Raw genomic sequence first — 17284 nt, 5'->3', positions numbered from 1 at the left:
CATCACCCTCCCTATTCTGCCGTGCCAACGCCCTTCCATCGCTTATAAATCCGAATCACAATTTTTTCTAGCTCAACCCAAACAAACATCAGCGTACTGAAACCGAAGCAAATCAGCAGTTCCGTGGGACTGAGCAAATGGGTGCCGAAGAAGTTCCGTAGCGGTTCCACATAAATCAGCATCAGTTGCAAAATCGTGGTGATCACCACCGAAATCAGCACAAACGGATTGGAGAACGGATTCATCTCAATCGTTAGGCGAGTACTGGAACGAACTGCGATCGCATGTCCCATCTGGGCCACACAGAGTGTGGTAAACACCATCGTTTTCCAGCGTTCCGGCGATAAGATATCGCTTTGCACATCATGCGTATATGTGTATGACCAGCGCATCAGAATGATTGTGATGATGGCAAAGATAATCCCGATTCGCACCATGTAAGAACCCAGACCCCGCGCAAAGATACTTTCGTGCGGACTGTGGGGTGGACGATTCATAACATCCGGTTCTGGCGGTTCCACGGCCAGTGCCAAGGCGGGGAATCCATCCGTTACTAGATTCATCCACAGAATTTGCAGTGGCGTCAGCGGTACGCCACCCACACCGATTGGGATCAGAATAGGCGAGGCCGCGATTGTCAGCACTTCACCAATGTTCGAACCCAGGATGTATTTCACAAAGCGGCGAATATTGCCGTAAACTACTCGTCCCTCTTCCGTGGCGGCGACGATGGTAGCAAAGTTATCGTCCAGCAGCACCATGTCGCTGGCTTCCTTACTCACGTCAGTGCCCGTAATGCCCATTGCAATGCCGATATCAGCTTGCTTCAGCGCGGGTGCATCATTTACGCCATCGCCTGTCATCGCCACAATGTGGTGCTGCTGCTGAAGCGCTTGCACAATCCGCAGCTTATGTTCAGGGGCGACACGAGCATAAACGCCTACGTCCCGAACCACAGTTGCCAAGTCATCTACCGATAGATGTTCTAGCTCTTGACCGCTGATGGTGCGTTCTCCAGCACGGATGATGCCTAAATCTTCGGCTAGAGCCTGAGCGGTAAGCTGATGATCTCCGGTGATCATGACGGGTCGAATGCCAGCTTGCCGACAGCGAGCTACAGCCAGCCGCACTTCCGGTCGGGGCGCGTCTAACATGCCGACTAAACCGAGCCACACCATGTTTTGCTCAGCGGTTTCGCTCGATTCTTCATCAGGGACGTAATCTAGCAGACGATAGGCAAAGCCCAAGACTCGGAGACCGTGGCTGGCGAGAGATTCGTTTTGGGAGAGAATCTGCGATCGCAACTCATCGGTCAACGGATCGATGTGATCATCCTGCTGAATTTGAGTGCAGCGCTCCAGCAGCAGTTCCGGCGATCCCTTACTGAACATCAGGTAGTCTGACCAGTCGTGACCCAGTTGCGATCGCACCAGTCGCTCAATCGGTGTTTGCGGCGTCAAATCTGTCTCTTGAGCGGCCACAACAATGCTCATCCGTTTCCGTTCGGAGGTGAAGGGAAATTCTACCTGGCGAGCGAGTAAATTAGACCAGTGTGGCTGGTTCAGATCAGACTTTCCAGCTAAAACGACCAATGCTCCTTCGGTGGGATCGCCCAGAATGGCCCATTCACCCTGCTCTTTCTGCAAGACGGAATCATTACAAATCAGTCCACAGAGCAGCAAAAGCTGCACCTCGCGCTGATTTTGAATATCAACGGTGCTGTCCTGCTGGCGGAATTCGCCAACGGGTTCATAGCCCTCTCCACTCACCTGGACAGTGTGCTGAGCGGTGACCACCGTTTGCACCACCATTTTGTTTTGGGTCAGTGTGCCTGTTTTGTCTGAACAAATCGTTGTCACTGAACCGAGTGTTTCCACCGCTGGCAGTTTCCGGATCAGGGCATGGCGTCGCACCATCCGCTGCGTTCCCAGAGCCAGCGTTACGGTGATAACAGCGGGTAGGCCCTCTGGCACAACGGCCACCGCCATACTGAGTGAGACTTCCAGCAAATCTTCGAAGGCTGACCAGCCTGCCGCTAGGACACCACCGATCACGACCAGTGCCACTAAGGCCAACGAACCACTGACCAACACGTTGCCGAGCTGCGTCATTCGCTCTTGTAGGGGAGTCGGCTCAGACTCCACTGACTGAATCATAGAGGCGATGCGGCCCAGTTCGGTGGACATGCCAGTATTCGTAACCAAAACTTTGGCGCGACCTTGAACGACCTCTGTGCCTTGAAAAACTAGGTTAATCCGATCACCAAGCGCTGTTTCTGCTGGCAGAACGATGGGTGCATCTTTGCTCACTGCCTGGGCTTCCCCAGTCAGAGCCGACTCTCGCACCTGAAGATTCGCTTCTTCCAAGATTCGGCCATCGGCAGCGATCTGAACTCCGGCCTCCAGCAGCAAAATATCACCGGGCACAATTTCCTTGGCCGCCACCTCAATCACCCGACCGTTTCGCACTAACCGCACCAGCGGCGATGCCATTTGCTTCAGGGCTGCCAGCGCTTGCTCAGCTCGGCTCTCCTGAAAATAGCCCAAAACGCCGTTCAGGATCACGATCAGAAAAATTGCGATCGCATCTTTCGGTACCGATCCATCCCGTAAATCCAGCACTGCCGACACAACGGCCACCGCAATCAGCATCAGCAGCATGATGTTGGTGAACTGATCGAGCAAAATCTGCCAGTTGCTGCGGCCACCTGTTTCTTCCAGCTCATTCAATCCGTAATGCTGAATGCGATCGCGCACCTGATCCGCAGATAGACCTGATTGCGCATTGCTCTCTAACTGGGCCAGCGCTTTCTCTGGCTCAATGGTGTGCCAAGGCGACTTAACAGTAGCAGGAGAAGACGAAGCCAGAGAATTAAGAGTCATACAGCCCTATATCGATACGAGTGGGGATCACGAAAAATCGTCTAGTACTTAATCATAGTGCCAGCTATAATACGGTGGCACTATTAAATAGTATGAATTAAATCGAATTATGGGGATCAGCGTTCGCTTCAGGTAAATTAACATCCCTGTTTTGGATCACCTTTAAATCATTCATTTTCAAATCATTTAGATATCTGGATTTTTGGAATCAATGGTTGCCAATCCGTTTGAACCTCATCCTTATCAGCTCATTGGACGTCAAACTGAATTGCACACCATTCAGACGATCCTGCAAGCCGATGGAGACCTGTTGATGACAGGCGTGCCGGGTAGCGGACGCCAAACTCTGATTCATCTCGCCGCGCAGAAGATTGGCGCGAAGGTAATCACCATCGATTGTCTGCGAGCAACCAATCAGGCGCGATTTTTGCAGCTTTTGTCCGATGGTTTACTGGCCGTGCTGACCACACCCGAGGAGATCAGCCTCATTCAGCGCTGGAGCCTGAATCAACCCGTCACGTTAGAAAAATTACCAGCAGGCCGATTTCGACTCCGCTGGCACCTGGCCCCCCAGCAGGGCTGGACGGAGCTGCAATCATTTCTGGCTCTGCCTCAACAGTTAGCTGAACGGTTCAGTTATCGCTTCGTGATTGTATTAGAGAATTTTCCTCATATTCGTTCGTGGGATCGATCTCAGCAGTGGGAAACCTATTTGCGCCAAGAAATTCAGCAGCAGAGCCACGTTAGCTATGCCATTTTGACCACTGTTGCCGAAAATTGGGCCACACAGCCCAATTTTCACATCATGTCGCTAGACCCCCTGTCTGACCAGATCCTTGGGGAGTGGATTCAGTCAGCAATGGCAGCCGAAGGATTGAAATTTGAACCCAGCGGAGCCGCCCTCCAGTTCTTTCTCGATTCGGTGCAGGGACATTTAGGAGATGCGATCGCAATTGCCCGCCGCATTTGGCTAGACTGTCGCGCCTTGGAGCCGGATTGGAATCAAGAACATGCTGGGCTGTATATTCAAGCCCATCAGGTGCATCGCAGTATTCATTCCCTAATTGAAGACCTGGCACCAACGTTTGAATCGCTGATTTTGCTGCTGCCGCCTAGTCAAATTCGAGTGCTGGAAAGCTTAGCCATTGATCCCACAGATAGCCCCCATAGCCGTGACTACACGCAAAAACATCAGCTTTCTAGAGGAGGCGGCCTACAGGGAGCACTTGCTAGCCTGGAGCAAAAAGGACTTTTGTATGGCCCTCAGCAGGGCTATCGGATTGCCCTACCGCTGTTTGCGCTGTGGTTACGACAGCGGTTGGCTTAATTTATGTGTGACTAGGAGACTGGGCTACAAGCCTCCTAGTCACACAATAGAAAGATTTATCTTGATTTTTGTGCAAATAAGGGAGGAATAAATGGGTCTGGGCATGTTAGTGGACGGTGAATGGAAAACCAGCCGTGACCAAGAAGATAAAGACGGTAAGTTCGTGCGGCCATCGACGACATTCCGCGATCGCTTTACTGCCGATGGTAGCAGCGGTTATCCAGCCGAAGCGGGACGCTATCACCTGTACGTTTCACTGGCCTGTCCCTGGGCGCACCGCACGTTAATCATGCGATCGCTAAAAGGATTGGAAGATGCCATTGGTCTGTCGATTGTGCATCCCCATATGGGCGATGACGGCTGGTTCTTCAGCGATGACTATCCTGGTGCGGTTCCGGATACCGTGAATCACACTCAGTTTCTGTGCGATATTTATGTAAAAGCTGAACCCGACTTTACTGGACGGGTCACGGTACCTGTGCTGTGGGATAAGCAGACCCAAACGATCGTTAACAACGAATCCCGCGACATCATTCGCATGTTTGACCACGAATGCAATGCGATCGCAAATAATTCTTCAGTTAACTTCTGTCCCGCCAAGCTTCAGCCGCAAGTGGATGAAGTGATGGATGCCATTTACCAACCGATTAATAATGGGGTTTATCGGGCCGGATTCGCTACTAAACAAGCGGCTTACGAGGAAGCGGTGACGGATCTGTTTGAAGCGCTCGATCATTGGGAAGAGGTGTTGAGCAAGCAGCGCTACCTTTGCGGCGACCAGATGACTGAGGCTGACATCTGCATGTTCACAACCCTATTTCGGTTTGATGCCGTTTACTACGTTCACTTCAAGTGCAATCTGCGCCGCATTGCCGAGTATCCCAACCTGTGGAACTACCTGCGGGACTTGTATCAGCATCCAGACGTTAAGCAGACCTGCAATCTAGATCACATCAAGACTCACTACTACACCAGCCATCCCAACGTGAATCCCTACGGTATCGTCCCCAAAGGCCCGATCATCGATTTTGATCAGCCCCATAACCGAGGCGAAAAATTTGCGATCGCAACGGTTTAAGTCAGTCTTATCTCAATAAAAAAAGGCCAGCATCGCTGGCCTTTTTTTATTGAGATTAAGAGAAGAAGCTAGTATCGTTCGCTATTTGTGCCGACGCTACCTAACTCAGCCAAGCGCGGCGTAATTGCTGGCACACTGGGAGCCGCATTTTGCCGATTGGCCACAATCGTGGAACTCAGGGCTGAAATAGCCTGCCGATACTGAGGATCGGCATCAGACGAACCAATCAAGGTTGGTTGTGAGGCCAAAAGCCGTCGCTCAGTACCCGTCAGATCAACCTCAATGTCGGGATCAATCCCATGCTGACTGATATCGGTGCCGTTGGGCGTATAGTAGTGCGCTACCGTGACCGCCAGCCCAGAACCATCAGAGAGCGAATGAACCGACTGGACAAGCGCTTTCCCGAAGGTGCGACTGCCAACAATCGTGGCTCGACCGTTATCCTGCAGTGCGCCCGTCAGGATTTCGCTGGAGCTAGCCGAATCGCCATCGACTAAAACCGCGAGCGGCAGGTTGGTTAGTGCGGAACCATCAGCCTTAATTTCTTCGCTGTCGCCCTCACGGTCAACAGTCTTGACGATTGCGCCATCCTGGAGCCACATGCGGCTAATCTCAATACTGGAGCGGAGCAGCCCACCCGGATTCCCACGCAAGTCCAGCACAAATCCTTCTGCGCCTTGCTGCTTCAGGGTTTGGATAGCATGCTGCATCTGCTCGGCAGCATGGGCACTAAATTCATTTAGACGAATATAGCCGACGTTGTTGGCGGATTCTTGCTTCAGCGCGTAATGAACGGTAGGAACTTGAATCAAATCGCGAACAATCGCAATTGTCTGCTCATGCAGGCCATTTCGGGAAACCTGTAGGGAAACTTCTGTACCTACTTCGCCGCGAATTAGCTCCGACGCTTGCTCAACGCTCATGCCTTCTGTGGACTGCCCATCAATCGCTAACACGCGATCGCCAGTCCGAACTCCAGCCTGTATAGCGGGTGAGCCTTCTAACGCTTCTTCTACAATCAGCGTTTGGGTCGGGCGGTCTAGCTTTAAGCGAATACCAATACCCGACAGCTCACCCGATGTTTGAGCCGTCAACTGCTGATACTGTTCTGGATCCATGAAGCGAGTGTAGGGATCATCCAGGGCTTCCAATGCTTCCCGGAGGGCTTCATACGCTTCTTCTTGGCTGCCGTAGTTGCGGCTTAGTAACTCTTGACGAACTGCGATCCAATCTTGCTGATTAAAGGTCTCATCAACATATTCTCGATTAACGATTTGCCAAGCTTCGTCGATAACAACTTTTGGGCTGTCCTGTAGAGCGGCATTAACCGATGGGCTCAGGGCTGGCGACAAAATCGACAGTAGCGTTGAGGTGGCAACAACGCTTCCAGCTAAAAACAGGCGAGGTAAACGGGAGCGGCGGGATCGGTTCATAGATATGGCAGTAGCGTAGACAAAAAAATAAGATCGGACGATCAACTCAACTCGTTGAAGAGTGTGAAGGAGAGAAGGCTAGTGGTTTCAGCTTTAAAGCTCTATCACAAAGCTCTGTCACATTCACGCTCCTAAGCAGTAGCCAGTTTGATTGAACCAGAAGCTTAAATTCGAAACACCTAACCTTTTTGCTGGCAACAGATTTGGGCTAGCTGGAGCAAGCGCCATCCGGTAAGCCTCCTGTACAAACAACCCAATAGGAATAACTACAGTAAAACGATGCCGGATATCGGCACGTACTCACTATATATTCGCTACTAAGTTAGCCAGCTTAGCTGAACTGGGTTCCATAAGCTGTGCCAGTTCAATTGGTGTCCCCTTCGGCTTGAGAGAGTTATAACAGAGCCACACACTCAACGGGAATAATGACATAAGTCTAAACTATATGCAGCTAAACCCTAACTTATTGATAGCGAACTGGAGTTCTGGGTAGGGATGAGGCTGCTTAAATTTAACTCAGTTGATCAGAAGGTAGATGCTGACTTCACTATATCTCAGAGTGAAAGGTCTCTCCGAGTGAAAGACTAGTCAGCCGATTGCCAACTAATCTAGCGGATCTCGTGAAAGAACAGTGTGAACTCGGGTAAGCCGTTGTAAAAGTTCACGCAATCAAAATCTTGGTGAGAAGATGCCATTAATATTGGTGCTATGTTGCCAAAGTATTTGACCGATTGAAAACCGCAGATGCACTGAATCTGCCTGATCTGCCTACAAAAGAATTGATATTCGGCATACAAATTTCGAGATTAACGATTGAAGATGAGGCGCGATCGCACATTGATCCAATTGATCCACCAGTTTTTTCAGCAAGTTCTCCAGTTTCGCAATCAGGCTTTCAATCGGCTTTTCAATCAACTGCTGCATCGACCCGTGATGCGACGGGTCGGGCAGGGACTGGTGTTGATCGGCGTGGGCTGGTTGATTGTCAGTGCGATCGCACTGGCACAAGCGGCGATGCAGCCGACCGATGGCATCTTGGTACTCGGTGGGAGTATTCGCCGAGAGATTTACGCTGCGGAACTCAGCACTCTGCACCCTGAGTTACCCATTTTGATTTCTAAAGGGTCTGAGCCACCCTGTATCCGCAAAATTTTTGAGCGCGATCAAACCCCTGTGCATCGAGTTTGGCTGGAGCAATGTGCAGATTCAACCTTTGGCAATTTTTACTTTGGTCTACCGATTCTTCAGTCGTGGGGCGTTCGTCACGTTCAGCTCGTGACATCTCCTACCCATTTACCACGGGCACTGTGGCTAGCCCGAGTAATGCTCAGCAGCCACGGTATCTGGGTAACGCCTAACTTAGTAGAAGAGATGGGGGTGCCTGGCAATCAGGAAGCGTGGTGGAAAACGATCTTGGATGTAAGTCGGGGTGGATTTTGGGCGATTGCGAGTTTGTTTTATCAGGCTCAGTGCGATGATGTGCTCCCACTGTCACAGGTTGATGTCAGTAATTGGGACAGCCAAGATGTTCAGTGCGAACGACAAGCAGGACTAGACAACTAGATTGGTATCTTGCATCCAAAACGCAGGCATGACCGCGTGTGGCCATGCCTGCAAAATTTGCGTCCTCAGTTTTGCACATAGACTTGCATTGAGCCTAACAGCCTAGCGCTTCATGTCCTTGGCCATATTACGGAACATTTCCATGTTGGTATCTGAGCGGCGACGCTCATCTATGGAGGTGCGATCTGACTTGATGCCCTCATCGGTCTGATAAGGAGTTGCCTGCATGTAATCAGGCGTGGACGAATTGACGACTGAACCCTTGGCGGGAGTGGCTTTCATATAGTCGGGTGCATAGGCATCCGAGACTTTTGAGCTGCCCATTGCCGACACCTGCTCAATCCGAGGTTTACTGGAGTTAGGATTACTCTTGGTTTTCGGGAATGTGCGCTTGATGGTTTTGGCTGTCCGCATGTAGTCGATGTCGCCAAACGTTTTAGCGTCATCCGGATCAAGGAAAAATGCTTTTTCTTCCTTTTGAGGTTTAGGAGGCTTTTCCTGCTTAGGCTTGGGAGGCTTTTGGGCCTTGGGTTTGGGAGCTTCCGGCTGATCGTCTGACTTCTTGCGATTGAAAAGGCCCTTGATAAATCCAGTCATTACTCTTGTTTCGGCTAATAGATAGACTTGTCTCTACAGTTTAAGTTTATTTAAGAATCAGCACAATCAACAGATTTATTTTTGTAGAAGCCAGGCATAGCTTGACTTCTACAAAAATCACTCAGCTTTTTTAGTCAAATTCGGTTAATTAAACAGCCAAAGAATGAGTTGGTAAACCAACTGATGCAGCAGCAGATGATGACGCTGTGGGAGTCTTGACAGCTAAAGATGATGTTGATTGAAGAGCCAGAGAACCCCAGCTCGAAAGTGTTTGAGGTTGCGAATCCGGTTGGGTTCGCCGATTTGCGATCGCAACTAAATTACAGAGTTGGCACATGATGCTTTTCCTGGTGAATGATCTTGGCAGGATGAACCGTGATGGTTATGTATATGGCTCATCGCGGTTCATCACTGTACGGTTAGTTACTGCGAGTCACGCATTACTGTTTGCGGATGATGTAGTAGTCATTCATGATGTCGTGCGGCAATTCCTGGCGATCAATCTGCTGAAATCCGGCAGCATTGAGCATCGATTCGGCCTGTTCGCGGCCCCACATGGTTCCCAATCCCATGCCGCCTTCGGCTAGTGATACGGTCATACAGTGCATACAGGACACGGTATAGAGGAATGGGGCAAGCGGATGATCCAAGTTGCCGCTGACTTCACTGGCGGCCCGAATCTCTTGCATCAAGTAGACACCATCGCTGCGTAGAGCCCGACAAATGTTGCTCAGCACAATATCGGGACGAGCCTGATCATGAATGGCGTCAAACGTGGTGATCAGGTCATACTGCTCCAGCTCATTCATCGTGGCAGTGTCTTTTACCTCAAACTGCACATTGGTTAAGTTCTGCGCCTGAGCTTCCGCCGTAGCCGTTGCGATCGCAACTGGCGAGAAGTCATATCCCTTGAATCGGCTAGCGGGAAACAGTTGAGCTAGCTTATTCATAGCGCGACCACTGCCACAGCCCACATCCAGCACGTCAATGCCCGCCATCAGCCGATCCACTAGCCCCGGCACCAGCGGCAAAATGTGATCTTCTAGCGCCGCTACGATGGTTTGGCCACTGTCTTCGGCCATTACCTCATGGAAGCGTTTGAACTGAGAGTAGGGCACTCCACCGCCCTGCCTAAAGCAATCAACAATCTGATCTTCAACCGCCGCCAAACCGGACACATGCTGGAAAAACGTCGCCATATTGTCTGGCTCAGCCGCACGGGTCAAAAAAGCCGCATGTTCAGCGGGCAAACGATACGTCTGCTCCGCCGGGTCATAGTCTACGATTTGGCTGACCGTCATGGCGTTTAGCCACTCTCGCACATAGCGCTCTTGTAAACCGGCTGCTTTTGCAATGTGCTGGCTGGTGGCAGGGGGCAAATCCGCCAGCACATCAAACAAATGCGTGCGATGACCGATGGACATCATAGTTGCGATCGCACCTTGGTTCAGCAAGGCCAACAGATTGCCCGCAAACGCTTCGGCTTTGGATGTGTCAAAGGTTGAATGAGTGAGTTGCGCAGTCATAAGAGGGGGCTCCTTGTATCGATTTTGGATTGATACTGCCGATACGTGATTTGTTTGTGATTTGTTTTTATACCAACTAGTTTGTATGTTAGCCAGTGCATCAGTCAGCGTCAATGATTTCCAGTTAAGCTTTATTTCGATTGCTCCGTTTCCTCCTAAACGCCTCTTGAGGCTAAAACTTAGAACTCAATACCCAAAAGCTAGAATCCAATACCCAAACCGCCCTAAGCTGATTTCTCTATTTCGAATCGCCACAACTCAGCAGACAATAAATTTGAAACAAACTATTTGGTCTGTAAAATAGTGATGAGCCACAGTTTTTGCAGATGTAAAGCAGAGCGCTAACGCTAAAGAGGCAGAATCTACTGCTGTGTTGCTTGTGTTGCCTGTGTTGCAGATATATGTCTGTGCTTTTGCAGTTGATGCAGAATGATGCACAATTTCATGCGGGATTCGGCAATCAAATCTCAGCCTATTTTTCTCAAAGTATTGTGTGGAAGGCTGGCAGCGCTGGCTTTCTGCATAAGCTGAAGGTAGTTTGGCAACTGGTTTCAGTGTCAGTTAGACGAGTTGTGGAGAACAGAATGCCACGGAGTGGAGCAAAAACAAAAGAGCGGATTTTAGATGCGGCTCATGCGTTAGTCATGGGTCATGGACTGGCGGGCACCTCAATTGATATGGTGCTGCAGCAGGCTGAGATTACCAAAGGAGCCTTCTTCTATCACTTCAAAACCAAGGCTGAACTGGCCCAGGCACTTGTGCTGCGCTATGCCGAGCAGGATGCCGCTCATCTGGAGGCGCAGCTAACTCGGGCCGAAAAACTGAGCCGTGATCCGCTTCAGCAAGTTCTAATCTTTCTAGGGCTGCTACAGGAAGAAGTCGAACAGCTCACTGATCCGGGCGCGGGCTGTTTAATTGCGTCCTATATCTATCAGTTTGAAGACCTGGATCCGGCAATTCGCACTATTTCAGCCCAAGCGTTTCTCCTGTGGCGACAGCGATTGGGCGAAAAATTTGCCGCAGTCATTGCCAAATTTCCGCCCCGGCTGCCCGTCCAGCCGCAAGAATTAGCGGATGGCATCGTGTCCACCTTTGAGGGGGCATTTGTGATGATGCGCGTCCTGCAAGAGCCGCAGCAAATTGGCCAACAGCTCGCCCACTATCGCAACTACATTGAGCTGTTGTTTGCTCAAGCTGAATAGTGCGATCTCAATTCCCCAGCACATTGCTCAAATCGCAAATCTCTATCGCAAATCTCTTAAGTCGTGAGAGTTGCACTAACGTATCCCTCACAATCCCCTGAAACTGGGATAGATTGCTTATTTATATTTATTTTTCGCTGCACGCGCGGGAAATATCCGCATAATGAGCCACAGCGTCTACACTGGGGATTTTTGTGGGGATTTCTTATGGTTGAAAAGATACTGAGGATCACGGCGAATACGCTGCTCAAACTGCGACCAGAGCAATCATCTCAGCTCACTAGCGCAGAACTTCAGCCCGTCTCGGCCGGATCAACCTTCGAAATTCACTCCTACGCCTACGCAGACATCAATGGTGACTTCGCCGGACATATTAAAGTTGCCTTTAAAGGCCTTGACTTCAAAGGCTTCAACACCTGGTTCATTTACGGGCTCCATGCCCAGGTTGAATTTGACGGCGCAGTTGTCTATCCCCAAGAAGACGAAGAAGCGATCGCAGTGTTGCGCGTCAACCGAGACACTATCCTCAAACAGCGGCCCGTGCAATCCTCCGTTTTGCCAGAAGGCGAAAAGCATTCTGTTGCCAGCGGCGACAGCTTTTTACTGCATTCCTATGCCTATGCCGATTCGCGGGGCGACTTTAGCAGCCACATTAAGTTTGCCATTCGCTACCCCAAGGATTTCGTTAAAGACCTCAGCACGTGGTTCATCTACGATCAACACGCTCATGTGGAGCTAGATGGAACGGTTGTTTATCCCCCCGAAGATCCCAATACGCCTGTCCTGCGGATAACCCAAAATACGCTGTTGAAGCGCCAACCGCTGCAGTCTTCCCAGCTTTCAGCGGATGCAGTTTATCCCGTTAGTCAAGGCATGACCTGGAAGCTGCATTCCTATGCCTATAAAGATGCCGCCGGTAGCTTCAAGAGTCATATCAAAATTGCTTTGAAGTATGAGAAAGACTACATTCGCTATCTCAGCACCTGGTATGTCTACGAGGGACATGCTCAGGTTGAAATTCAGGGCAAAGTCGTCTATCCCCAACCTAAATCATCGAGTGCTGCGGTGACGGCTGGCAGTAGCGGGACGGTCAGCGCTGGAACAGGCGGAGGTGGAACGGCTTACAGCGGCATTCCGTTTAAACTACCCGGTAACACCAGCACGTTTTATACCGACCAGCCCATTATTCCTGGCGGCAATTTTACCTGGGGCGAGGCCACGATGAATGCCACGCGTATCCCTGAAACGGCCACAATTGTGAATAATATCATCGGCCTTGCTCGCGAGCTGCAAAAGGCACGGCAGCAAATTGGCCGACCGTTTCAAATCAATTCCTGGTATCGTCCGCCAGCGGTGAATGCGGCAGTGGGAGGGGCCAGATACAGTCAGCATCTCTACGGCAAAGCGGCAGATATTCAGGTTTCCGGCTATAGCGGTCGTCGGGTCGCTAATGCGGTGATGCTGTGGTGGCCCGGTGGAGTGGGCATTTACAGCAATATTCCAGATATCGTTCATCTGGATACTGGCCCTAGGCGCGTCTGGGGATTTTAGTCCGGACGGATTGGTTATCCTGAGATATATGTACCAGAACCCGAAAAAGCGGGTTGAGGATATTGGTATGAACAGGATAGGACGATGGCAAACTGCGATCGCACTCGCACTTGGCAGCACAACATTTGCCCTTAGCGGGATCAATCCGCTGGCTGCTGTGCAGATGGCAGACGGAACGGTTTATTTTAATCGGCCACCCAGTTTAGCGGGAGCAACCACAACACGGAGTGATGTTTATGCTTCTCGACCTCGCTATTACTTCACGCTTGAGGTCGCTGAGGACGCTGGGGAACCGCTGGGGCAGGTGATGATTGCTCAGGAAACCAGCTACGGCGCATTTGGTGATGTAATTGAAGATCTGCGATCGGCAGAGGCATTCATGGGCACAAGGCGCGATCGCGAACAGGAAATCGCCATTCAGGATGTGGCAATTGACGAAGAGCAGCAAAGTGTTACGCTGACGTTTAATCCGCCTGTGGCACCTGGCAATATCGTCACGATTGCGCTGGAACCCGAGCGAAATCCGCGTCGCAGTGGTGTTTACCTGTTTGGCGTCACTGCGTATCCGTCCGGCGAAAAAGCCTACGGTCAATTTCTGGGCTACGGGCGCTTGCATTTCTATGACCGAGGCGGCGATCGATTCCGCTGGGGCTGGTACTAATCTCGATCCAATCTCGATTTTGTGAGGACTCAAATTGATCTTTTTGAAGTTTTGTCGCTATTCTGGCTAAGGAATCGATCGTGCAGTCAAGCTGGTTGACTGCATTATCCGTGGCTTGCGGTCACTACTTCAATCTTTTAACACTTATCCACCTTTAAGACTAAAGACTAGGAGAGAATTGCCGTGTCTGTTGAAACCATCGAAAAGCGTTCAACAGTTCGTAAGCTGGCACCCCGGTATCGCGTACTGTTGCACAACGATGACTTCAATCCCATGGAATATGTTGTGCAGGTGCTGATCCAAACCGTGCCGAGTTTGACGCAGCCCCAAGCCGTCAGCATTATGATGCAGGCGCACAATAGCGGTGTGGCGCTGGTGATTACCTGTGCGCAGGAACATGCAGAGTTTTACAGCGAGCAGCTTTGTGCTCACGGGCTGTCCAGCACCATTGAGCCGGATGAATGAGTAGGAATTTCCTCCGCAAAGTGGGTAGACGGCAGGCCATGCCTGTCGTTTACCTGCATTTATGCACGTTCATTTATGCACGTTATGGTTTGCTTTCATGAGCGGATGAGGTATGGCTAAGCGTTTCCGCTCACTGTTGACTCGTCGATCTGCGATCGCACGGTTGGCGACTCCGATGCGAATTTTTGTATTCCTACTTACACTCGCTCTCTGCTGGGCACCGTTCGCTATTCCCATCTACGGCATCGGCAATCGTATTGATCCCAATGCGGCTTCGATTGCCGCCATGTCGATTCTATATATCGAATTTTTGGTGCTGCTCTGGCAGTGGCGACGGCATCTCTATGACGATTCGACGCCATTCAAGAGCTGTGGCTTACGACGACAGCGACAAGATATGCAGTTGGGACTGATTGGTCTTGCGATCGCACTGCCTGGTTTAGCTATCTTATTTGGCTTACAAGTTCTGCTGGGCTGGGCGACTTTGGATTGGAGCCAGTTTAGCGGACGTTGGATTCTGGAAGGTGCGCTGGTTGGCCTGGCCGTTGGCTTTGCAGAAGAACTGCTGTTTCGCGGCTGGTTGCTGACAGAACTGGAAGCTGACTATTCACCTGCGATCGCACTGTGGGCGAGTAGTCTAATATTTGCGATCGCGCATTTTTTGCGGCCACTAGAGGCAATTCTAGCCACTTGGCCGCAGTTTTTTGGGTTGGTCATCCTGGGGTTAACCTTGGTTTGGGCCAAACGGGCCTCATCATCAAAGTTGTCGGGCCAAAGGCAAGGGGGCCGACTGAGCTTGCCGATGGGTCTACACGGTGGCCTCGTTTGGAGCTATTACATCGTTGATGTCAGCGATTTAATTGTGCCGACGGAGCGAGTTCCCGCTTGGTTGACGGGGTTTGGCGGCAATCCGCTGGCTGGCATACTGGGTGTCGTGCTGCTGACAGTCATGGCCGCATCTATACGCTGTGGCGTTACAGGATATATACAGCGTAGGATTAGGACGTGATTAAGCGATAAATGCGATCGCGGTTTTCGTGAATCAGCCCCGTTTGCTCCGGCCAGAAGAGGTCGGGCAGGTCATTGAGCGGAAACCAAAACAGGTGATATTCACGTTCCGTATCGGTAGGTTTGCCTTGGGTTTGCTCGGTCGTAAACAGAAAATAGTGAGTGATTTTCCAGCAGTCTTTTGAGTAAGCCAGCCGCTGCCGTTTGCCTAGTTTGGTAATCAGTGTCAAATCAGTCAGTCCGGCTTCTTCAGCGATTTCCCGCTGGGCAGTCACTTCCAAGCTTTCACCGGGTTCAACAGTACCTTTGGGTAATACATACTTGGGCAGCTTGCCCTCTTGCACCACAGCAATATAAGGCGTGTTGCCCGCCAGCCGCACGATCACACCCCCAGCCGATACGGTTTCCGGCAGATTGGGCAGACGTTCATACCAGGTATGGTCAATCGTGATCATGGTTCGGCGGCTGGGTATAGTCTAGGCGTTGGTCAATCCAGATTGGGTAAATCCGGTCAGCGGCTGCTGGGCCATATTCCAAAAGCAAACGGATTCGGTTTGCTGCTTCAGGATCAAGCTGCGATCGCAGGTGACTGTTCCAATCCTTTCACAAATTAGCTCCCGTTGCCGAAAAAGCTGCTGCACAGCGGCAACGTGTTGCGATCGCACACTCAGCAAAAAGCCATAGCTGGGAAAGCTGACCAACCATTTTTCCAGATCGAGTCCGGCTGGACAGGGCACTTGCTCCAAGTCCAGCACCGCCCCACAGCCAGAGGCTTCCATCAGCATTAGCAACGTGCCAACAATGCCGCCCATGCTGACATCCTTTCCTGTATCGCATAAGCCCGATTCTGCCAGCATGGGCAGGATTGACAAGTCAGCCTGTAATTGCTCTGGTTCGGCCTGGGTTGCTGCATCCCAAAACGGATACTGGGGATGGGCTTGACCGCGAAAGTCTGTCGCCAACAGTAAAGCGTCTCCCGGTTGAGCGTTAAAGCTGGTGATCAGCGACTGCGCCCGTCCTAGAATCGCTACTGAGAGCGCATTATAGGGACTCTGACAGTTGGTATGACCGCCGACAATCGGCACATTAAACGCACGGGAGGCCGCCTGCATTCCCTGCCAAATCAGCTTGCTGTGAGCATTCGACTCGCTCCACAGGGCATCCACCACCGCCAGCGGTCGCCCACCCATTGCATAGATATCGCTGACGTTGACCAACACTGCGCACCAGCCCGCAAACCAGGGTTCCGCGTTAACCAGTACGGGCCACATGCCTTCTGCGGCTAGCAGCAAATAACCGTCACCATCGGGAATCGCGGCGCAGTCATCACCCAGTGCGATCGCACCTTCCTGACCGACCCGCTGCCCCAGCATTTGCGCCGCCAGTTGAATATCTTTCTTCTGCTGAATGCCCAGCGATTGCCGCAGTCGCTCCGCCCGTTCCGCCAGCATTAAGATACCTGACGCGATACCCGTGGAATAACGGGACGAACTTGATCCGTGGGCGGATAGTGCAGTAAATCAGCCTCCATCAGGTGGTGCGGCAACTCACAAACGGAGATTTCCGTCAGCGAATCCCAGTGCAGCCGCTGAAAAAAGCGTACGTTTTGCAGTTGCACCGTCGCCAAAAAGCGATCGCATCCCCAAGTATTGGCGGTCGTCACGGCTTTTTGAATCAGTCCTTTGCCAATGCGGCCCACGCGCCGATAATCGGCATGAACGCCCAATCGCCCGCCGTACCACAATCGCGGCTCCGCTTCGTAGATCCGCACAACGCCCACAACCTGATTGTTTTGCTCCTGATCCACGGCCACAATTGGATATGCGTAGGCATCAATCGCATCCTCATCGTGCCCAGTGAATAAACCCTGTTCCTCACAGAAAATCTGCTGCCGCAGGTCAAAATAGGCACTAATTTCGTCAACCGTCGTCGCTAATTTGAATTGATATCGCATAGGTAGTATTCTGAGCAGTTATCCAACACAATCCAAC

Annotated in this window: 16 protein-coding genes; 8 read left to right on the top strand and 8 right to left on the bottom strand. The window is 51.3% G+C overall.

Annotation, left to right across the window (positions count from 1 at the left end):
* Nucleotides 1–11: 11 nt before the first annotated feature.
* Nucleotides 12–2882, bottom strand: coding sequence for a cation-translocating P-type ATPase (locus AC286M_RS31685; RefSeq protein ID WP_488208196.1), 2871 nt, complete (start codon nucleotides 2880–2882; stop codon nucleotides 12–14).
* Nucleotides 2883–3093: 211 nt separating this feature from the next.
* On the opposite strand from AC286M_RS31685, the gene AC286M_RS31680 reads away from it, so the two are divergent.
* Both AC286M_RS31680 and AC286M_RS31675 read left to right on the top strand, forming a co-directional pair.
* Nucleotides 3094–4209 (top strand): ATP-binding protein, encoded by a 1116-nt coding sequence (locus AC286M_RS31680; protein ID WP_488208195.1) that lies wholly within the window; start codon nucleotides 3094–3096, stop codon nucleotides 4207–4209.
* A 91-nt stretch (nucleotides 4210–4300) separates the two neighbouring features.
* Nucleotides 4301–5287 (top strand): glutathione S-transferase family protein, encoded by a 987-nt coding sequence (locus AC286M_RS31675; protein ID WP_488208194.1) that lies wholly within the window; start codon nucleotides 4301–4303, stop codon nucleotides 5285–5287.
* A 68-nt stretch (nucleotides 5288–5355) separates the two neighbouring features.
* Here the strand turns inward: AC286M_RS31675 and ctpB are convergent, their stop codons facing one another.
* The gene (ctpB, locus tag AC286M_RS31670) at nucleotides 5356–6720 is read right to left on the bottom strand and encodes a carboxyl-terminal processing protease CtpB (protein ID WP_488208193.1); all 1365 of its coding nucleotides are present in this window, start codon (nucleotides 6718–6720) and stop codon (nucleotides 5356–5358) included.
* 819 nt (nucleotides 6721–7539) lie between these two features.
* Here ctpB and AC286M_RS31665 point away from each other — a divergent pair.
* Nucleotides 7540–8283 carry a YdcF family protein gene (locus AC286M_RS31665; RefSeq protein WP_488208192.1) on the top strand — a complete coding sequence of 248 codons (744 nt, stop codon included), beginning with the start codon at nucleotides 7540–7542 and terminating at the stop codon, nucleotides 8281–8283.
* A gap of 102 nt (nucleotides 8284–8385) precedes the next feature.
* Here AC286M_RS31665 and AC286M_RS31660 read toward each other — a convergent pair whose 3' ends face one another.
* The 3 genes from AC286M_RS31660 to AC286M_RS31650 form a co-directional block, all read right to left on the bottom strand.
* Nucleotides 8386–8880 carry a hypothetical protein gene (locus tag AC286M_RS31660; protein WP_488208191.1) on the bottom strand — a complete coding sequence of 165 codons (495 nt, stop codon included), beginning with the start codon at nucleotides 8878–8880 and terminating at the stop codon, nucleotides 8386–8388.
* 148 nt (nucleotides 8881–9028) lie between these two features.
* Nucleotides 9029–9217 carry a hypothetical protein gene (locus tag AC286M_RS31655; protein WP_488208190.1) on the bottom strand — a complete coding sequence of 63 codons (189 nt, stop codon included), beginning with the start codon at nucleotides 9215–9217 and terminating at the stop codon, nucleotides 9029–9031.
* A gap of 103 nt (nucleotides 9218–9320) precedes the next feature.
* Complete coding sequence (locus AC286M_RS31650) at nucleotides 9321–10406, bottom strand: class I SAM-dependent methyltransferase (protein WP_488208189.1); 1086 nt, start codon at nucleotides 10404–10406, stop codon at nucleotides 9321–9323.
* 401 nt (nucleotides 10407–10807) lie between these two features.
* Here AC286M_RS31650 and AC286M_RS31645 point away from each other — a divergent pair, with 401 nt between their 5' ends.
* The 5 genes from AC286M_RS31645 to AC286M_RS31625 all read left to right on the top strand — a co-directional run bounded on the left by AC286M_RS31645 (nucleotide 10808) and on the right by AC286M_RS31625 (nucleotide 15294).
* The gene (locus tag AC286M_RS31645; RefSeq protein WP_488208188.1) at nucleotides 10808–11608 is read left to right on the top strand and encodes a TetR/AcrR family transcriptional regulator; all 801 of its coding nucleotides are present in this window, start codon (nucleotides 10808–10810) and stop codon (nucleotides 11606–11608) included.
* 207 nt (nucleotides 11609–11815) lie between these two features.
* Nucleotides 11816–13159: a YcbK family protein gene (locus AC286M_RS31640; RefSeq protein WP_488208187.1), complete on the top strand. Its 1344-nt coding sequence runs from the start codon at nucleotides 11816–11818 to the stop codon at nucleotides 13157–13159.
* Nucleotides 13160–13226: 67 nt separating this feature from the next.
* Complete coding sequence (locus tag AC286M_RS31635; RefSeq protein ID WP_488208186.1) at nucleotides 13227–13820, top strand: DUF2808 domain-containing protein; 594 nt, start codon at nucleotides 13227–13229, stop codon at nucleotides 13818–13820.
* A gap of 183 nt (nucleotides 13821–14003) precedes the next feature.
* Complete coding sequence (clpS, locus tag AC286M_RS31630) at nucleotides 14004–14285, top strand: ATP-dependent Clp protease adapter ClpS (RefSeq protein ID WP_488208185.1); 282 nt, start codon at nucleotides 14004–14006, stop codon at nucleotides 14283–14285.
* Nucleotides 14286–14397: 112 nt separating this feature from the next.
* On the top strand, nucleotides 14398–15294 hold the full coding sequence (locus AC286M_RS31625) for a CPBP family intramembrane glutamic endopeptidase (protein WP_488208184.1): 897 nt from the start codon (nucleotides 14398–14400) through the stop codon (nucleotides 15292–15294).
* Here the strand turns inward: AC286M_RS31625 and AC286M_RS31620 are convergent.
* From AC286M_RS31620 to AC286M_RS31610, 3 genes are read right to left on the bottom strand one after another with little or no spacing between them, the layout of a single operon-like run.
* The gene (locus AC286M_RS31620; protein ID WP_488208183.1) at nucleotides 15284–15748 is read right to left on the bottom strand and encodes an NUDIX domain-containing protein; all 465 of its coding nucleotides are present in this window, start codon (nucleotides 15746–15748) and stop codon (nucleotides 15284–15286) included. The genes AC286M_RS31625 and AC286M_RS31620 overlap by 11 nt on opposite strands.
* A 21-nt stretch (nucleotides 15749–15769) precedes the next feature.
* On the bottom strand, nucleotides 15770–16744 hold the full coding sequence (locus AC286M_RS31615) for a sll0787 family AIR synthase-like protein (protein ID WP_488208182.1): 975 nt from the start codon (nucleotides 16742–16744) through the stop codon (nucleotides 15770–15772).
* Nucleotides 16744–17247 carry an MSMEG_0567/Sll0786 family nitrogen starvation N-acetyltransferase gene (locus AC286M_RS31610; RefSeq protein ID WP_488208181.1) on the bottom strand — a complete coding sequence of 168 codons (504 nt, stop codon included), beginning with the start codon at nucleotides 17245–17247 and terminating at the stop codon, nucleotides 16744–16746. Before AC286M_RS31610 ends, AC286M_RS31615 begins: the two co-directional genes overlap by 1 nt.
* Nucleotides 17248–17284 lie beyond the last annotated feature (37 nt).

The organism is Thainema salinarum CENA647 (assembly GCF_057732415.1).
This window is presented reverse-complemented; position numbering and strand designations above follow the sequence as displayed.